This is a genomic window from Leisingera sp. SA215 (assembly GCF_055902035.1).
Window position 1 is genome coordinate 1 of the sequence record NZ_JBVVXU010000047.1, and the last position, 16,639, is coordinate 16,639.

General features: G+C 60.2%; 13 protein-coding genes and 3 pseudogenes. 7 read left to right on the plus strand and 9 right to left on the minus strand.

Annotation, left to right across the window (positions count from 1 at the left end; translation table 11 throughout):
* A partial coding sequence (locus AC0KW6_RS21660; RefSeq protein ID WP_474036074.1) for a transposase occupies nucleotides 1-270 on the minus strand: 270 nt, incomplete at its 3' end.
* A gap of 250 nt (nucleotides 271-520) precedes the next feature.
* On the opposite strand from AC0KW6_RS21660, the gene AC0KW6_RS21665 reads away from it, so the two are divergent.
* Nucleotides 521-2,281, plus strand: coding sequence for an adenylate/guanylate cyclase domain-containing protein (locus AC0KW6_RS21665; protein WP_474036075.1), 1,761 nt, complete (start codon nucleotides 521-523; stop codon nucleotides 2,279-2,281).
* A 266-nt stretch (nucleotides 2,282-2,547) separates the two neighbouring features.
* Here the strand turns inward: AC0KW6_RS21665 and AC0KW6_RS21670 are convergent, their stop codons facing one another.
* Both AC0KW6_RS21670 and rsgA read right to left on the minus strand, forming a co-directional pair.
* Complete coding sequence (locus tag AC0KW6_RS21670; protein ID WP_474036076.1) at nucleotides 2,548-3,090, minus strand: YaeQ family protein; 543 nt, start codon at nucleotides 3,088-3,090, stop codon at nucleotides 2,548-2,550.
* A 251-nt stretch (nucleotides 3,091-3,341) separates the two neighbouring features.
* Nucleotides 3,342-4,388, minus strand: coding sequence for a ribosome small subunit-dependent GTPase A (gene rsgA / locus AC0KW6_RS21675; RefSeq protein WP_474036077.1), 1,047 nt, complete (start codon nucleotides 4,386-4,388; stop codon nucleotides 3,342-3,344).
* Between the two features lie 571 nt (nucleotides 4,389-4,959).
* Between rsgA and AC0KW6_RS21680 the strand changes: the two genes are divergently transcribed.
* The gene (locus AC0KW6_RS21680; RefSeq protein WP_323783174.1) at nucleotides 4,960-6,165 is read left to right on the plus strand and encodes an MFS transporter; all 1,206 of its coding nucleotides are present in this window, start codon (nucleotides 4,960-4,962) and stop codon (nucleotides 6,163-6,165) included.
* 348 nt (nucleotides 6,166-6,513) lie between these two features.
* On the opposite strand, the pseudogene AC0KW6_RS21685 reads toward AC0KW6_RS21680, so the two are convergent.
* Nucleotides 6,514-6,780, minus strand: a pseudogene (locus AC0KW6_RS21685) (transposase); the annotation flags it as partial.
* A gap of 155 nt (nucleotides 6,781-6,935) precedes the next feature.
* Between AC0KW6_RS21685 and istA the strand changes: the two are divergent.
* Together istA and istB are read left to right on the plus strand one after the other, a co-directional pair.
* Nucleotides 6,936-8,465 (plus strand): IS21 family transposase, encoded by a 1,530-nt coding sequence (gene istA / locus AC0KW6_RS21690; protein ID WP_474036078.1) that lies wholly within the window; start codon nucleotides 6,936-6,938, stop codon nucleotides 8,463-8,465.
* A 10-nt stretch (nucleotides 8,466-8,475) separates the two neighbouring features.
* Nucleotides 8,476-9,234: an IS21-like element helper ATPase IstB gene (istB, locus tag AC0KW6_RS21695; RefSeq protein WP_474036079.1), complete on the plus strand. Its 759-nt coding sequence runs from the start codon at nucleotides 8,476-8,478 to the stop codon at nucleotides 9,232-9,234.
* Between the two features lie 18 nt (nucleotides 9,235-9,252).
* Here istB and AC0KW6_RS21700 read toward each other — a convergent pair whose 3' ends face one another.
* The 3 genes from AC0KW6_RS21700 to AC0KW6_RS21710 all read right to left on the minus strand — a co-directional run bounded on the left by AC0KW6_RS21700 (nucleotide 9,253) and on the right by AC0KW6_RS21710 (nucleotide 11,280).
* A complete protein-coding gene (locus AC0KW6_RS21700) occupies nucleotides 9,253-9,894 on the minus strand; it encodes an IS110 family RNA-guided transposase (protein WP_474036080.1) in 642 nt (213 codons plus the stop codon).
* Nucleotides 9,895-9,925: 31 nt separating this feature from the next.
* Complete coding sequence (locus AC0KW6_RS21705; RefSeq protein ID WP_474036081.1) at nucleotides 9,926-10,087, minus strand: hypothetical protein; 162 nt, start codon at nucleotides 10,085-10,087, stop codon at nucleotides 9,926-9,928.
* A gap of 224 nt (nucleotides 10,088-10,311) precedes the next feature.
* A complete protein-coding gene (locus tag AC0KW6_RS21710; RefSeq protein ID WP_474036082.1) occupies nucleotides 10,312-11,280 on the minus strand; it encodes a GlxA family transcriptional regulator in 969 nt (322 codons plus the stop codon).
* A gap of 88 nt (nucleotides 11,281-11,368) precedes the next feature.
* Between AC0KW6_RS21710 and AC0KW6_RS21715 the strand changes: the two genes are divergently transcribed.
* Nucleotides 11,369-12,571, plus strand: coding sequence for an MFS transporter (locus tag AC0KW6_RS21715; protein ID WP_323782987.1), 1,203 nt, complete (start codon nucleotides 11,369-11,371; stop codon nucleotides 12,569-12,571).
* 49 nt (nucleotides 12,572-12,620) lie between these two features.
* On the opposite strand, the pseudogene AC0KW6_RS21720 reads toward AC0KW6_RS21715, so the two are convergent.
* Both AC0KW6_RS21720 and AC0KW6_RS21725 read right to left on the minus strand, forming a co-directional pair.
* A pseudogene (locus AC0KW6_RS21720) lies at nucleotides 12,621-12,959 on the minus strand (IS1634 family transposase); the annotation flags it as partial.
* A gap of 249 nt (nucleotides 12,960-13,208) precedes the next feature.
* Nucleotides 13,209-15,251 carry an amidohydrolase gene (locus tag AC0KW6_RS21725; RefSeq protein ID WP_474036083.1) on the minus strand — a complete coding sequence of 681 codons (2,043 nt, stop codon included), beginning with the start codon at nucleotides 15,249-15,251 and terminating at the stop codon, nucleotides 13,209-13,211.
* Nucleotides 15,252-15,381: 130 nt separating this feature from the next.
* Between AC0KW6_RS21725 and AC0KW6_RS21730 the strand changes: the two genes are divergently transcribed.
* A complete protein-coding gene (locus tag AC0KW6_RS21730; protein WP_323782977.1) occupies nucleotides 15,382-16,125 on the plus strand; it encodes a helix-turn-helix transcriptional regulator in 744 nt (247 codons plus the stop codon).
* A 250-nt stretch (nucleotides 16,126-16,375) separates the two neighbouring features.
* Nucleotides 16,376-16,639: pseudogene (locus tag AC0KW6_RS21735) on the plus strand (transposase); the annotation flags it as partial.

Sequence of the window (16,639 nt, forward strand, 5' to 3'; positions counted from 1 at the left end):
AAAAGCAGAAGCTTTCTCGAGGATTTCATTTTCCAGCTTCAAACGTTTGTTTTCCTTGCGCAGACGGTCCAGCTCCGCCGCATCCGCCTGCTGCCTGCGCAGTGCCGCCATTGATCCTGCCGCTTCGATCTCCAAGCGCCAGGTCTTCAACTGCGAGCTCGTCACACCCAGTTCCCTGGCCACGCCGGTTTGTGTGGCGCCAGGCTTATAAAGCCGACCAACAGCTGCGGCTTTAAACTCGTCTGTGAACGTCCGCCTCGAGTGTCCCATTCCATGTTCCTTTCTTGGACAGGGGTACTTTACCCCGGTGTCCGGGAACAGGAACGAAGTTCAGCCGACCGGGACGGGCTCCCCCGTTGTCTATACCGCTGCAGAGATCCGCGCGTTCGAGCCCTTTGCCGAGAATCCATCCTGGCTCAATGAGCGTCGGGTCCGCGGCAATTTCGGCACTCTAATGTGATCGCGAGAGATGGCGCCCTGTGAGACATGCGGTTAAGCTTCTGGTGAGAGGAGGCATGGCATGCAGCGCCGTCTTGCCGCAATTCTTGCCGCTGATATCGTGGGCTACTCAAGCCTCATGGATGAGGATGAGGCAGGCACGCTTGCGGCACTCAAGACCCATCGTGCCGAGTTGTTTTACCCGGAGACGGAAAAACGCGGCGGCCGGATCGTTAAGCTGATGGGCGATGGAGCTTTGGTCGAGTTCCGCTCGATCCTGGAAGCCGTCGAATGCGCACTCGCTATCCAGAAAGCGATGGCGGCCTCCAATGGCCCAATCCGCCTTCGCATAGGCCTAAATCTCGGCGACGTGGTTGCGGACGGAGAGGATATCTACGGCGACGGAGTGAACGTCGCGGTTCGTCTGGAAGGACTGGCCGAGCCGGGTGGTGTCTGCATCTCTTCGGTAGTTCGTGAAAGTCTTGGTAAGCGGATCGAGGCCGAATTCACTGATGACGGAGCCTTTCAGATCAAGGGAAAGCCGCAGCCAATCCACGTTTGGCGCTGGCACCCCGCGACCGGACCGGAGCCTGTTCGACCGGTGGCCGCTGTCCACGCCGGTCCAGCAGGCACGCAAGCGAACTTTGATCTGCCTGCCATCGCCGTCCTTCCTCTGGCGAACCACAGCGGCGATCCTGAACAGGAGTTTTTCGCGGACGGTCTGACCGACGACATCATCACAGCGCTGACCTACTGGCGAACCTTTCCTGTTATCGCCCGGCACTCATGCTTCGAGTATAAAGGCAGGGATGTAAACGTAATCGACGCCGGGCGCGAACTCGGTGCGAGATACATCCTTGAGGGTAGTATCAGGAAAGGCGGCGGGCGGATAAGGATCAGTGTTCTGCTGGTCGATTGCAGTGCAGGCCACCATGTATGGGCGGAAAAATACGACCGCGAACTCACCGGCATCTTTGAAGTTCAGGACGACATAGTGCAGTGCATTGCAGCGCACATTGCGCCTGAGGTGGCGCTGGCCGAAGCGCGGCGGTCGAGTGTTCGTTGTCCCGCGGATCTTGATGCATGGGAACTTTGCCTGCGCGCACTGCCGCTGGTGCGGAGACGTACACTTGAAGGGGTCACAGAAGGGCGCGCGCTTTTCAAACAGGCGATCGCACTGAGACCCGGCTATGCAGATGCTCATGCCGGGCTGGCGATGTCCTACAATATGGAGATTCTAATTGGCGAAACCGGCGATCGTTTCGCGACAGCGGCACTGGCGATGGAGGCAGCACGGGCGGCAATCGAATGCGACGAAGCGTCTTCCTTTGCACATCACGAGCTCAGCACCGCTTACCAATGGCTGAACAGGGTCGATGACGCATTGGCAGAGGCCCGCACTGCCGTTGAGCTCAATCCGAACGACGCCTATGCGTTGCACGCGCTCGGCAACAAGTCTGATCTCGCGGGCGACCCGCAAGGTATTTCGCTGATGGAGAAGGCGCAGGAACTTAACCCGGCCGATGCGCAGTTGCATTCGCACCTCACGTTCCTCGCCCGGGCATACGTGAATTCCGATATGCATGAAGCGGCAGTCGATTGCGCACGCCGTGCAATCAGACGCGAGCCGGAATATGCGCCTGCCCACTACATCCTGGCGAGTGCATTAGCGTGCCTTGACCGGATGAGTGAGGCGCTGCAGTCTCTTCAAGACTGTGAGACGGCGAGCCAAGGTTTTGTCGAAGCTCGCCGGGGGTGGCAGCCCTATATTAGTCAGGCAAGCAACGAGCGGCTGCTCAAGGGGATACGAAAGATTGCGCTCCAATCGAAGTCCCAAGGATAGCTGGAACACGTCCTGCCATGCTTCGCGGCCATGACGCAGGGTGATTTTTTGAGCGGCGGCGTCGGAAGTTGGGATCGTCCGTGATCCAGGAGTTCCAGACGACGTTAACTTAGCAGGCGCAGAGAATGTCTCCTTCGACGGATTGCGCCGCAGCATTTTGAAGTGTCAGTAATGACCGCTCAGGGCCGGTCGCTTTGGGGGAGCTGATTATGGCCCTCAAAACAGGGCATCATCCAGAGGGAAAGCAGATGCCTAATCTGCGGTGCCTACACCGCATTCTTCCATTTGGCCTGGGTCACGTAAACGATGCTATCATCAGCACTGACCATGATATCACCATCCTGAATATTGACCTGCAGCTTCATCGATCGGCTTGCAAGGTTGCCCAAATCACGGGTGGCCGCCTCTGAAAAATTGACAACCTGAAGGTTATCAAACCGGGTGGTGCTGTTTTTGATCTTTTCCCACCAAACCTCAGCGGTCCTGCCATAGCTATAGACAATCACCTCTTTGGCCTTGCCACAAGATTGACGAACAATCTTCTCGCTGGGAAGTCCTAACGCTACCCATAGTTCAAGCTCGCCACTCAGGCTTTTCTGCCAAATATCTGGCTCATCATCTGTTGAAAGGCCCTTAGCAAGTTCCAATTGCTCATGGGCGTTCAGCGCAAAAGCGAGAATACGCACCATCAACCGTTCATCCGTCTCCGAAGGATGCTTGGCGACGGTCAACTTGTGGGTCTCGTAATAATGCCGATCCATATCGGATACGGAAAGCTCTACTTTGTAGATGGTGGCCTTTTGCGCCATGATATTTCCCGGGCTAGCGAAGATAGGGATGCTTAGAGCGCTGCGCGGCTTTGCGAAAGCGGAAAACAACTGGCATTGCCCCGCGAGGTTGTCGACCCGTCGCCGGCCTTAGGGCCATAACAGTGTTGAACTGAGCACGAATGGCTGGCCTGGGTAAGCTGCAGCCGGCGTTGAACGAACCGGGCAACTGGGACTTTGGACCGGAGAGCTCAATCTTGGTTGATCACAGGTCGCGCCTAGTGGGAGTTGGCTCAGCGTCGCTTGCCACGGACGTCTGGGGTCTTGTTGCCACGGGCCCTGGTTTCAGAGCGCGTGTTGCTGTCGTTTTCCTCGACAAGCTTGCGCCACCGGCCAAGTCGACCTGGGTCGATTGCCCCAGCTGCAACCGCTGCCTGAACCTCACAGCCTGGCTCATGCGCGTGGGTACAATCCCGAAAGCGGCACTTGGGTGCAAGCTCAGTGATCTCCGCGAACAGCATGTCCAGACCAGCCCCGACATCGCTGACATGCAGCGCACGCATTCCCGGCGTGTCGATCGCCCAGCCCCCGCCCTTGATGGAGTGCAGGGAGCGCGACGTGGTTGTATGGCGCCCCTTCGCATCATCCTCCCGAATGCCGCCCGTAAGCTGTGCTTCCTCAGGTGGCTTGGCAGCAAGAGTGTTGAGCAGAGTTGATTTCCCAACCCCGGATGATCCGGCCAGAGCAATAGTCTGCCCTGATCCGCACCACGGAGCCAAAGCCGTCACCGCATCGCGGGTTTTCGCGTTCACCGCAACGACGGCCATTTCGCGCTGAAGGTCTTCCGCCTGCTGCCGGTACCGCTCCACATCCGCCGTTTGATCGGCTTTTGTCAAGACAATCACCGGGTTTACACCCGCCTCATTTGCGAGAGCCAGGTAGCGTTCCAGCCGGGCTTGATTGAAATCGTCATTGCAGGAGGTAACGATGAAGAGCGTGTCCACGTTTGCAGCGATCAGTTGCTGGGTCCGGGCACCCTCGGTCCGGCGCTGCAAGAGGGCACGTCGTTCCAAACGGCGAATGACTATGCGGGTCCGTGGATCCGCCAGTATCCAGTCCCCAACAGCGAAATTTGCCGTATTCGTTTGGGCGGGCAGGTTCAGCTTCACCGGGCCGGTTTCACAAACGGCTGTCATTCGGGACCGGTGGACAGTCGCAATGCGCATCCGGGCAAACCCTGTCTCGTCAGGCCGAAGCTGGCTGCCAAAGAACTGGGACCAGCCGAGATCGGCCAAAGACAGGGGGGATTGAACAATAGAATGTACCACGGTGTGTGGCATGGCTACGGCATCAGGGAAAAGCAAGTCCTTTCGGCCGGTTCTACTGCCGTCAGGCAATAATCAAGGTTTCCTTACTTGATCGCTTTCACGTTATCAGAAGTGAGTAACGCCACGTGGGCCGGCTGCCACAAACGACATCACTTTTTGTCGGTTCCCGGCAATGAACCACGAGACGCGCTTGAGGCTTGAGGACTGCCAATCACAGATTGCCGAGGCTCAATTGTTGGGGTTTTACAGCAATCTATGACACCATTCTTTCGTAGCTGTTTGCCCTCAGTTGCTGCAACTCCCGCCTACCATTGTTACTTTGAAAGAATGCTGCGCTGAGCACAAATGACGGGTCTGGGGAAGCTGCAATGCAGAAGGCTAGGAGGTATTTGGCGGCAGCATTGGGCCGCAAAGCTCGTTATTATTCAGCAGATTGCAACGGAAGCAGCGCCGTATCCGAAGGCTGGTCAGAGCTGATGCAGCTACATACGTCAGAGTATTGTTCGCTGCCTGCCGTGTCCGGTGTCCCGCTATGGCGCCTCTTTCGGCTTGCTTTGCCTCAGCGGCCGACCGATAGGGCTGCATGTTCAAGAACCGGGCCATCGTCTTTATTCTGATTACGCTGATGATCGACGCTATCGGCGTTGGTATCGTTTTCCCAATCATGCCGGACCTGATGGAGCGCGTGGGTGCAGCGGACACCGGCAAAGGCGCGCTGTGGGGTGGGCTGCTGATGGCCGCCTATGCAGGCGCGCTGTTCCTATGCGGCCCCATTGTCGGCAGCATCTCCGATGCGGCTGGACGCAGGCCGGTCCTGATCGCCGCGCTTGCCATGCTGGCGCTTGATTATGTGATCATGGCCTTGGCGGGCAGTTTCTGGCTGCTCTTGCTTGGCCGGACGCTCGCAGGCCTTGCCGGGGCGACCTACATCACCGCCACCGCCTATATTGCGGACATATCTTCGCCGCGGGAAAGAGCCGCGAATTTCGGCCTCATCGGCGCCGCGTTCGGGATCGGTTTCGTACTTGGTCCGGCCATCGGCGGTGTTGCGGCAGAAGTCAGCATCGCGGCGCCGTTTTGGATTGCGGCGGTTCTGTCGGCCGGCAATGCTCTTTTCGGAGTTTTTGTGCTGCCTGAGAGCCTGGTGCCGGAGAAACGCCGCGCCTTTGGCAAGCGAGATCTCAATCCGTTTAAATCGATTTTCGATGCCTTCCGGCTGCCGGGGCTTGCAGTGCCGCTGCTGTGCATTTTGATCTTCGAGTTTGCCAATATGGTCTACCCGACGCTTTGGGCTTTCTGGACCCGCGAAGTATTCGATTGGCCGACGCTTTACATCGGGCTGTCGCTTGCGGCCTACGGCGTGCTTCTGGCTTTGGTCCAGGGCGGGCTGATGCCAATCCTTATCAGATGGATCGGGGACTTCCGCACCTTGATGCTCGGCATGATATCGGCGCTGACCGGAATGATCGGTTTCGGCTTTACCGGGTCGGTTGCGGCTCTGGCCGTCTTTCTTATGCTCGCAGCGCTGTCTGATCTTGTGCCTGCCTTGCTGACGGCCATGGCATCGAACCAGGTGGATGAAGACCGGCAAGGGGTGGTGCAGGGCGTTATCGCGTCGCTGTCATCCGTCGCGGCAATCTTGGCGCCCCTCGTGATGACCGGCCTGTTCAAGGCCTCTGTTGACGATCAAGGCTTTTACTTGCCGGGAGCTCCCTTCCTCTTCGCAGCGGTTTTAGTATTGGCAATGATGCCTCTCGTGGTGCGCTTGCGGGGGCATGCTTCGGTTTGAGAAACGATCAAGTCAGAATGACTTTGCTTCAGCGGGTTGTGGCAGGTAAGTCTTGGTTGCAATCGCTCGCACCAAGGAAACGCTGCGCGATGCACAAATGACCTCTGTGGATGGCTCCTTCATTGCAAGACATTTTTGACCTTTATTGCGGCGTCTGTTCAGTACAGTCGTCTGTCCGGCCCGTTCACGTGGTGATCTGCCATTGGCCTTGATGTTTTCCGCAAGCGAGGTTCCAATCGGCTTCACGGCCTAAAGAGGCCATCGTCATTCCCGGAGTGTCCTTGCTTTTGGTTGACTTTGTTCCGCGTCATCACATCATGCGTCTTGCATTTCTGGCAGGTTTCCCGATCAGGTGACCGGCTGCCGGTAATTCTCCTGTCTCGTCAGCATTGCCCAGATCACGCGCGCCGTTTTGTTTGCCATGGCAACTGTTGCAAGCCGGACCGGCTTTCCAGCGAGCATCCTTGCGGTCCAGATATCGACTTTCTCGGGATGGAGTTTTGCCATCAATGCGCGCGATGTCATGCCAACGACAAGGAGTTTTCTGAGGTAGTGATCTCCCTTCTTGGTAATCCGCCCAAGCCTCTCTTTGCCGCCACTGGATGCGTATTCCGGGCGCACGCGCCCAGTGATTCCGATCTGATGCGCCCACCCATTCCGATTTTATCCGCCCGTCGATTCCGGGCTATTCGCCCACCCCTCTGACGAGTTGCTGCGAGGCGATCTGCAGCCCGCTACCTTGCGGTTCTTTTGGGACCGGAGGGAGCGCGATGAAGAGATTGCCAATGCGGAAGATACGAGACGTACTGCGACTTTCAGCCGAGGGCCTGTCGACCCGCCAGATGGCGTCGAGCCTGGCAATTGGCCGCACGACCCTGCGGGGATACCTGGATCGCGCCCGCGACGCTGGCCTGAGCTGGCCACTGCCGCCGGAGATGTCCGATGCTGACCTCGAGGAGCGGTTGTTCGCCCCGTCTGCTCGTGCCAACCAGCGCCGCACATCGCAACCGGACTGGTCCTATGTCCACCGGGAATTGCGCCGCAAGGGCGTCACGCTTTCCCTTCTGTGGGAGGAGTACCGCGAGGCCTATCCTGACGGCTTCGGTTACAGCCGCTTTTGCGAGCTCTATACCCGCTGGGAAGGCAAGCTGTCGCCGGTGATGCGCCAGCGCCATCCGGCAGGCGAGCGGCTGTTCGTCGACTATGCCGGAGCCACGATTGACGTGATCGCCCCCGAGACCGGCGAGGTGCGCGCCGCGCAGCTGTTTGTCGCCACCCTCGGCGCTTCCAGCTTCACCTTCGCCGAGGCGACCTGGACCCAGACGCTGCCGGATTGGGTCGCCAGCCACGTGCGGGCCTTTTCCTTTTTTGACGGGGTGGCCGCCCAGGTGGTGCCCGATAATCTTCGGGCCGGCGTCACCAAGGCCTGCTTCTATGATCCCGAGCTCAACCGCACCTACGCGGATCTGGCAGCGCATTACGATACTGCCGTGGTGCCCGCGAGGCCGCGCAAGCCCAAGGACAAAGCGAAGGTCGAGAGCGCTGTCCAGCTGGTCGAACGCTGGATCCTGGCGCGGCTGCGCAACCGGCAATTCTTCAGCCTTGAGGAATTAAACGCCGCCATCCGCCCGTTGCTGGACAGGCTCAACAACAAGGTCTCCCGCCACCTTGGCGCCAGCCGCCGGCAGCTGTTCGAACAACTGGACAGGCCCGCCTTGAAGCCGCTGCCAGCGGAGCCCTACGTCTATGCCGAATGGAAGAAATGCCGCGCGGGGATCGATTACCACATCGCAATCGGCCGGCATTACTATTCCGTGCCGCATCAGCTGGTGAAGAAAGAGCTGTGGGCCCGCATCACCGCCCGCACCGTCGAGGCTTTCCACGGCGGACAACGCGTGGCTTCGCATGTCCGCACCTCCGGCAATGGACAGCACTCCACCCAGCGGGATCATATGCCCGCCCATCACCGGTTCCGCGAAGATTGGACGCCGCAGCGCATCCATGCCCGGGCCACCCGTGTGGGCCCGAATGTGGCGATCTTCGCCGAGGTGGTGATGCGCGGGCGCAAACATCCCGAACAGGGCTACCGCACCTGCCTGGGTGTGATCCGCCTGGCCGACAAGTTCGGCCGGGACCGCCTTGACGCTGCCTGCAAGCGGGCGCTCGAGATCAACGCCCGTTCCTATTCATCGGTCCATTCGATCCTGAAGAACGGGCTGGAGCGCAAGCCCCGCACCCGCGCCGCGGAGGAGCCTGCTATCACCCACCCCAACATCCGTGGCGCCGACTACTTCCATTGAAAGGATACTCATGCTGACCCACCCAACCCTCGACCGCCTGAAAGCCCTGCGCCTCGATGGCATGGCGGAGGCCTTTGCCGAATTGCAGGCGCAGGACAGCGCCGCCGGTCTGACCCACGCCGATTGGCTTGGTCTGCTTGCCGACCGTGAAGCCGCCAGCCGCGAGACCAAGCGCTTTGACGCCCGCATGCGCGCGGCCAGGTTGCGCCATGTGGGCGCCTGCCCGGAAGATGTCGATTACCGCGCCCGCCGCGGCCTCGACAAAGCCCTGTTCCAGAGCCTGCTCACGGGCAAGTGGATCACCGAAAAGCGCAATCTGATCATCACCGGCCCGTGCGGTGTCGGCAAAACGTGGCTGGGCTGCGCCCTGGCGCAGGCCGCCTGCCGCGATGGCACCACCGTGCTCTACAAGCGCATGCCGCGCCTCTTCGAGGAGCTCGAAATGGCCCATGGCGATGGCCGCTTCCCCCGCCTGTTCCGCAGTCTCACGAAAGCCCAGTTGCTGATCCTCGATGACTGGGGGCCGGACCGGCTGACCGCACCGCAGCGCCGCGATCTGATGGAGATAGTCGAAGACCGCTACGGCCGCGGCTCAACCATGATCACCAGCCAGCTGCCCATCAAGGCATGGCATGATGTCATCGGCGAGCCGACCTTTGCGGACGCTATCCTCGACCGCATCGTTCACAACGCCTACCGCCTCGAACTCGAAGGGCAGTCCATGCGCAAGACCATCGCCAAAATGGATGACGGAACACCCCAAACCTGATACCCCGAAACCTATGCCTCAAGGCAACGCGTCAAAGGTGGGCGAATAGCCCGGAACAGGTGGGCGCATATTGTCGGAATGGGTGGGCGGATTCTCCGGAATATGCACACTGGATTTATTGAGCGGGGTTAAGCCCAGCCAAGCGGCCAGATCTCGTCCGGTTTTGAACTGTTTGGCGTCGCCGATGGTCGCCACAATAGCTGATGCCGTGATTGGGCCAATCCCAGGCACCTGCATCAATCGCCGCGCATTGGCATCGTTTCGGGCATGGCTTTCAATCAACTTGGAAAAGCCTTCAATTCGGGCGCTAAGCCCAAGGAGTTGATAACACAAGGTACCGAGAACCCCGTTCGCCAGTTCCGGAATTTTAGGTAGATCGCCTTCAAGATGATTTTTGGAAAAGCGGACCATAGCCTCGACCCCGGTTGGAAGAACATAGCCGAACTCACGCAACATCCCACGTATCATGTTCGAGACCTGGGTTCTCTGGCGGACGATGAGCTCGCGCGTGCGGTGTGCCGTCAAAAGGGCCTGCTGATCTTCCGTCTTGATCTCGGAAAATCTCATTGTCGGGCGGCCAACTGCTTCGCAGATTGCCTCCGCATCCACCGCGTCAGTTTTCCCACGTTTGACATATGGCTTGACGTAAGTTGCTGGCATCAAACGAACATCGTGACCTAACTTCCGAAGCTCACGCCTCCATGCCCGCAACACAAGGCGGTAGGCTCTTGAAGAACTCTAACAGTTTTGCGCGTTTGATCTTCTTGTTGAAGACCTTGTCGCCGGTCACAGAAACTCCATGAACCTGGAAAACATCCTTGGCTAGATCCAGTCCTATGGTTTTTACTTGCATTGGGTGGCTCCTCTCAAAAGCAGATTTTGACACCTGCAGTATGGCGCATTGCGACGCCGGGTGGAGCAGGAGCCATCCACATCATCCGCTTTGGGGATGGCACTGCGGGCGCAGCATTGCGGTATATATGGATTTAGACCCGGCCGCCCGAGCGTTCTGAAAGCCAGCAAGGACGCTATTACAACAGCTGACCCATGTCACCCGGCCGTCGCCCCGGGTGCGCCTTATCCGAACATCTTGGCGTAATCCGCTGCTGTAACCCCAAGGTGGCGGACGAACGCGCGGCGCATCCGCTGGGCATCGCCAAAGCCCGACCGCGCGGCCACGGTCTGAATCGGCGTCCCAGAGCTGAGACCATCCCTCGCGTGCTCGACCCGGATCCGCTCAACAAACTTCGATGGGCTGCTGCTGGTCGCGGCGTGGAAGCGTCGGGACAGTGTTCGTTCGCTGGTCGCGGCCGCGGCCGCCATCGCCGCCAGCGTCCAGTCGCGGGATGGGTCCGAGACGATCGCCTCGACCAGCAAGGCAATCGCGGGCTCTGCGGCATGCTGCGCGTCGAGGGCGGGCGAGAACTGCGCCTGACCGCCTGAGCGGCGGGTTTGGACGACAAGCTCGCGCCCAACGGTGAGCGCGACTGTGGGCCCGTGGTCGCGCCGGATCACCGCGAGGGCCAGATCGATGCCCGCCGTCACGCCGGCCGAGGTCATGACGTGCGGATGCTCGACGTAAATGCGGTCCATCTCCCACCGCACGGCGGGAAACCGATCCCGAACCATGGCGGCGCGCGACCAGTGCGTCGTCGCCGCCAGCCCGTCCAGAACGCCCGCTTGCGCGAGCAGGAGCGCGCCCGAACACACGGCGATCACGCGCCGTTCCGAGCGACCCTTTGTCCAAGCGGAGACCGTGCGGACGAGTTCCGTACTCATCAACTGCGGATCGATCCCGACGCCGCCCGGCACAAGAAGGTCGTCTGCATCGGACTTGGCGTCGACCGGTGCATCAGCGGTCAGACTGAGTCCGCAAGACGCACGCACCGGTTTGCCGCCCATGCTGACAAAGCGCGGGACGTAGAGCATCGAACCCTCCCGCCTTGCTTCCGCAAAGGCTTGGACAGGGCCTGAGACGTCGAGCGCGTTAACACCGTCAAACAGCAGTACGTCGATGCGCCGGGAGGGGCAGGTAGGTTTGGCCATTTTTGATGCCTGAATGACATTCCTGCCACAAGCGTTACGCCCTACCTTCGCCTTGTGTCAACTAACTTCGCCGAAAAGGGACGACGCGATGAAGATCACGACTGAGAGAACACAGGCGAGCGCCCTGAACTTCGCGCTGCTCTTGGGCGCGAATGCCGTGCTCGGCTCGGCCATGCCAATGCTTATCATCCTTGGTGGGCTGGCGGGGCTGACATTGGCGCCCACGCCCGCCCTCGCCACGCTGCCCGCGTCCGTCCAAACCCTAGCGGGCCTTGTGGCGGCGGCGCCGTTCTCGCTTATGATGGGGCGCTTCGGCCGCCGGGCGGGGTTTGTGGCGGGCGCGGCGTTGGCTGCAACGGGCGGGGCGGCGGCGGCCGTTGGCCTCCTCTGGGGCAGTTTCCCGCTTCTGCTCCTGGGCCATGTCGCCCTCGGGGCGGCACTGGCCTGCTTCCAGTTCTTCCGTTTCGCCGCTGCGGAGGTCGTGCCGGACCGGTGGCGGCCGGTTGCGATTTCACTGATGCTGACCTCCGGGCTGATCGCCGCCTTCGCGGGGCCGGAGGTCTTCACTCGCACCAAGGACGCGCTCGCTCCGGTCCCGTTCGCGGGTGCCTATGCCGCTGTCGTCGTGCTGAGCGCGGCCGGCGTGCTGCCACTCCCCTTCGTGCGCGGGCTGGCGCGGGCGTCCCGGACGGAGGGGCCCTCTGCCCCGTCCGCCGGCGTTATGGCCGTCCTGCGGCGCCCCACAGTCGCAGTCGCCATCGCCGCAGCAGCGGTCTCGCAAGGCGTCATGATTCTGTTGATGGTGCCGACGCCGATCGCGATTGTCGGTTGCGGCTTCGCCGAGGCTGCCGCGGGCGATGTTGTGCGCTGGCACGTGGTCGCCATGTTCGCACCCAGCTTCGTGACCGGCTTCCTCATCAAGCGGTTTGGCACCACCGCCGTCGTTGCGACAGGGCTCGCTCTTTTGGGCGCGTCTGCGGTGATCGCCGCCTCGGGACTGACGATCATCCACTTTTACGCCGCGCTGGTCGTCCTGGGCGTCGGGTGGAACCTCGGGTTCGTCGGCGCGACCGCGCTGCTGGCGGACGTGCTCGCCCCGTCAGAGCGCGCCGCCGTTCAGGGCATCAACGACACCGCGATTGCGCTCGCCGCGTCGATCTGCGCCTTCGCCTCCGGTGCCCTCGTGGTCGGCGCGGGCTGGACTGCGCTTGCGCTCGCCGCGCTGCCCGTGGTCGCGTCGATGGCGCTGGCACTGCTGTGGATCATGCGCGGAACCAAGGTCGCTGCGTGAACGCCAGAGAGAACAGTTCGGATTGCTATACCCGCTGAACCGAGCCTTCGTTGAATACCATGGCGCGGACCAGTGCCTCGGCGTCGAATTCCCGGCGCGAGGAGCGCAGAGTGCGTTTCAGGGTCGTGCCGATCCCCAGTTCACACCAGAGTTCTTGGAGCGCGAAGACGTCGCCAAAGCTCCGCCCCGGCTCATGGATGACCTCGGAGGCAGTGTTTTCGGCCCGGCCAACAGCCCGATTGGGACCGTTGATCAGCGGCTCCAGCTTTTCCGGGGTGAGGTCGTCGAGGCGTCCGTGGTTGGCAATGACGCGCACGCGAACCTGACCGCGGTCATTGCGGAAGGACACGACCAGTTGCAGGTACTGACGGCCGCCAGTCTTGGTGATGCTCTTCTGCGTTATGTGGCGAGAGCCATCACCGCCTGAGCCCTTATATAAATGATGAATACGAGTACGGCGTGTGACGGCGCAAGCCGCTGGAAGCATCACATCATCTAACCCTAACCCATTGAAATAGCTACACACCCTAATCGCAGGAATTTCAAATCCGGCTCGGAAGTGTCGAACTTGGGGGTATCAGGTTTTGAAGCCCGGGCGAAACTGCCCAGGCTATTGTCTTGGACAATCGCAATTGCTTCAGCGTGCGTCGTGGATAATCTCACCGTCGAAGACTGTGAGCAAGACCTGGGTCTCGGCGATGTCCCAAATCGTCTCCACCTTCTGCGATAGCGCTTCGATGTCGGTATCAATCATGATCAGATCCGCACGTTTTCCCGGCTCCAGCGACCCGGTCAGATCCTGCTGCCCCATCGCAATCGCACCGTTCACCGTATAGGCGGCCAGAACGTCGTCCAACTCCAAAACTTCCTCGGCGTTGACCGCAACCACCACGGTTTTCTGGTTTTCATCCTGGGAAAGCGGGTTAGCCGGCAGCAGATCTGCCCGTATCAGGCCAGCCGCCATGTTAACGAAGGGCTGCGGTGACGGCACATCCACCGGCGCATCGCTGCCGGCAGCGACAATGCCGCCGGCATCCCGGATGCTGCGGAACGGGTACACCCGATCCCCCCAAAGGCCATCTTGGCGGTAAAGCTTGTCCATATCTACCAGTGAATCCACGTTGTTGATGAAGGGGTTGACCGTGGTGTCATATTCCCAGAACGGCACCGCCCAGGCCATGGTCGGGGTCACCACAACACCCATTTCGCCAATGCGCGCAATCTCCTCATCGGAGACAAACTGGATATGTGCGAGGTTGTGCGGCAACCCGCTGCTGCCGTTTGCGCTGCGCGCCGCACTGATGGCATCCAGCGCCGTTTTCACCGCGCCGTCGCCAATCGTGTGCATATGAACGGTAAAGCCCGCAGCGTCAAAGGCGGTCACCGCGCGGTTCAGTTCCTGCGGCGAGAACTCCAGAAGCCCGTAGCGCTTTTCGCATTGCGAGGCATCATGGCCATGGGCCGTCCGAAAGGCATCGGCCGCCGCAGGGATCGCATAATCAGCTAGATGGGCGCGGGCTTCGCTGCAGACGTCGCCGTCCTGATCGACATAGCCCTTGATCTCCATTTCCTCACCCATTACCGGCTCTAGATAGGGGTTCAGCATCGCTGCGGTCTGGGTCGGATATTCCACCACGCCGTCAACGAACATCTTGATCCCGTCCGCCTTGATATACTCCGCCCCCTCGAACCGGGCCCGCATGGCACCGGCATGGGCCATGGCGGCGTCGAGATCGAGTTCGCGGGTGCGCCCGCCCATCACGTTGCTGTCGATATGGGTGTTGAGCCGCAGACGGAACTTCAGCAGATCCTGCGCTTCCAAATATTCGTAGACCTCTGCAATCTGGTCAGAAACCCAGGCGTCCTGGGCCGAGGTGATCCCGTTTGACGCCATCAGCGCGGTCAGATCATCCAGCACAGGCTTGTAGTTCTCGAGGCCCGCAACCGGGGCGCCGATTATATGGCCGGCAAAATCCTTCGCGGTGCCATCCGGATTGCCATCGGCATCAATGTTGAAATACTCGGCATAGGCGGCATAGTCCGTTTTCAGGCTGGCCGCCGTTACCGGGGTCGGCTTGCCGGTATCAGGATGATGTGCCTGCGCCAAGGCGGCGGTATTGGCCCCGAAGGCATGCCCGTCGGACCCTTCCAGCAGGATCGGTGTCGTGGCCGAAACCGCATCCAGCGCCGCAATGACGCTTGGGTAGGTCTCGGTCACGCTCAGCAGCGAGGGCGGGTTGAAATATTTGCCGATCAGCCAGCCATCGCTGTTCAGCTCGGCCTCTTGCAGGCAAGCCCGCAGCTTGGCCACAGTCGCGCCCATGTCGACTGAAGCGCCTTCGAAATTGCATTCGAATTTTTCGCCCTTGTAGATTGGATTGATAGCAAACAGCGGATGGATATGCACGTCATGCAGCCCGGGCAGGATGATCTGCCCCTCGGCATCAATGACCTGGGTGTCCGCTCCAATGAAATCCTCTGCCGCGTCATCGTCGCCGGTGAACAGAATGGTGTTGCCTTTCACCGCAATCGCGCTGGCCTTTGTGCGGTTTTCGTCCATCGTCAGGATACGGCCGTGCTGAATGACCAGATCCGCCGTTTCCGCAATCGCGGTGCCGCCAAATCCGCTGCACACAAGGCTGATCGCCGTGCTGCAGGCGAGGTGATTGAAGTGTTTCATGCTGTTCCCTGTCGTCTTGCTCTTCCTGGGAACAGGCTAGGCCGCGCGGGAAATCCCGGGCAATGGTAATAAACGTTGCGGCTGGACGCTGGTTGGGCGACAGTAGCGTCTACTAGCGTCAGGAGAGGCCATGCCCTCAAACCTTTCACAAAACCTGAGCACACTCACCAGTTATGGAAATTCGGTGGCCGACATCTGCCGCCGCGCAAATCTGAACCGGACTCAGTTCAACCGCTACCTGACCGGCCAGTCCCAGCCATCTCTGCAAACCCTGCGGCGGATCTGTGATTTCTTCGGTGTCGACGAGCATGAGATCTTCATAGCGCCAGAGGCCTTCCGCGAGCTGGTCCGGCTGCGGCCGCCGATGCTGGCTGCGCGGGACCCGGCCACCGGTTTTGCCCGGCGTCTGTTTTTGAACCAAAGCGAACCGGCAGCGCAGACCGGTTATTACCAGGGCTACCTCACCGACCCGGCAGATCCTTCAAATGTCTACGTCCAGCTGGTCAAAGTGGCGCAAAGCGGCCGCGGCACGGCAGTCAAGATCATCGCCCGCTATCCCCGGGACCAGATCAACCTGCCTAAGCGGCTCAAATTCGAGGGCATCGCCACGCAGCAAGCCGGGCGTCTGTTCTGTGTCATTCAGGAGAGCAAGATACGGAAATCAACCTCTTGCATCGTGCTGTCGCTCGGGGATTTCGACAATTCCACAACGCTGGCCGGGTTAATTCTCGGGACCGAGCCGGAAACCGGAAATGAGATCACAACTTATCAGACGGTCTGGCGGTATCTCGGCAAAACCCCGGACCTGCGCGCCGCGCTCAAACGCTGCGGGGTTTATCTCGCTGCCGAAGCACCAGCTGATTTGACAAAATAGCGCATACGCCGCGAACGCGTTTTTGCCCCGCGTTGTAATTGTTGAAACCCGACACGGCAAAAAAATAGCTTGCGATCTTCTGCAATTGAAACGTTTAAATGACCGGTGAGAAATTGGCCGCGCCGCCGAAGTTTCGTTGCCGCAACCGCGAGCATCCTTTTCGGTTTTCTGCACTTACATGCTCTAGGGTCAGGATGCATTGATTTCCGCCGCACTGCATGATTCACGGCTCGGAAAATGGAGCTGTGACATGAGCGATCTTTTCTGGCTGACCGACGAGCAGATGGCCAAGCTCACCCCCTTTTTCCCGAAGCCGCATGGCAAGCCTCGGGCCGATGACAAACGGGTGCTGAGCGGGATTATCTTCATCAATCGCAATGGATTGCGCTGGCGAGATGCCCCCGACGCCTACGGGCCGCACAAAACGCTCTACAGCCGGTGGAAGCGTTGAAGCGAAAAAGGTATCTTCGCGCGGATGATGGCCGGGCTGGCCGCCGAACACGGCGAGAAAAAG

Excerpts from the sequence above, each read along its gene's own strand:
- AC0KW6_RS21665 (WP_474036075.1), top strand. The coding sequence starts at position 521 with ATGCAGCGCCGTCTTGCCGCAATTCTTGCCGCTGATATCGTGGGCTAC.
- AC0KW6_RS21670 (WP_474036076.1), bottom strand. The coding sequence starts at position 3,090 with ATGGCGCAAAAGGCCACCATCTACAAAGTAGAGCTTTCCGTATCCGAT.
- rsgA (WP_474036077.1), bottom strand. The coding sequence starts at position 4,388 with ATGCCACACACCGTGGTACATTCTATTGTTCAATCCCCCCTGTCTTTG.
- AC0KW6_RS21680 (WP_323783174.1), top strand. The coding sequence starts at position 4,960 with ATGTTCAAGAACCGGGCCATCGTCTTTATTCTGATTACGCTGATGATC.
- istA (WP_474036078.1), top strand. The coding sequence starts at position 6,936 with ATGAAGAGATTGCCAATGCGGAAGATACGAGACGTACTGCGACTTTCA.
- istB (WP_474036079.1), top strand. The coding sequence starts at position 8,476 with ATGCTGACCCACCCAACCCTCGACCGCCTGAAAGCCCTGCGCCTCGAT.
- AC0KW6_RS21700 (WP_474036080.1), bottom strand. The coding sequence starts at position 9,894 with ATGCCAGCAACTTACGTCAAGCCATATGTCAAACGTGGGAAAACTGAC.
- AC0KW6_RS21705 (WP_474036081.1), bottom strand. The coding sequence starts at position 10,087 with ATGCAAGTAAAAACCATAGGACTGGATCTAGCCAAGGATGTTTTCCAG.
- AC0KW6_RS21710 (WP_474036082.1), bottom strand. The coding sequence starts at position 11,280 with ATGGCCAAACCTACCTGCCCCTCCCGGCGCATCGACGTACTGCTGTTT.
- AC0KW6_RS21715 (WP_323782987.1), top strand. The coding sequence starts at position 11,369 with ATGAAGATCACGACTGAGAGAACACAGGCGAGCGCCCTGAACTTCGCG.
- AC0KW6_RS21725 (WP_474036083.1), bottom strand. The coding sequence starts at position 15,251 with ATGAAACACTTCAATCACCTCGCCTGCAGCACGGCGATCAGCCTTGTG.
- AC0KW6_RS21730 (WP_323782977.1), top strand. The coding sequence starts at position 15,382 with ATGCCCTCAAACCTTTCACAAAACCTGAGCACACTCACCAGTTATGGA.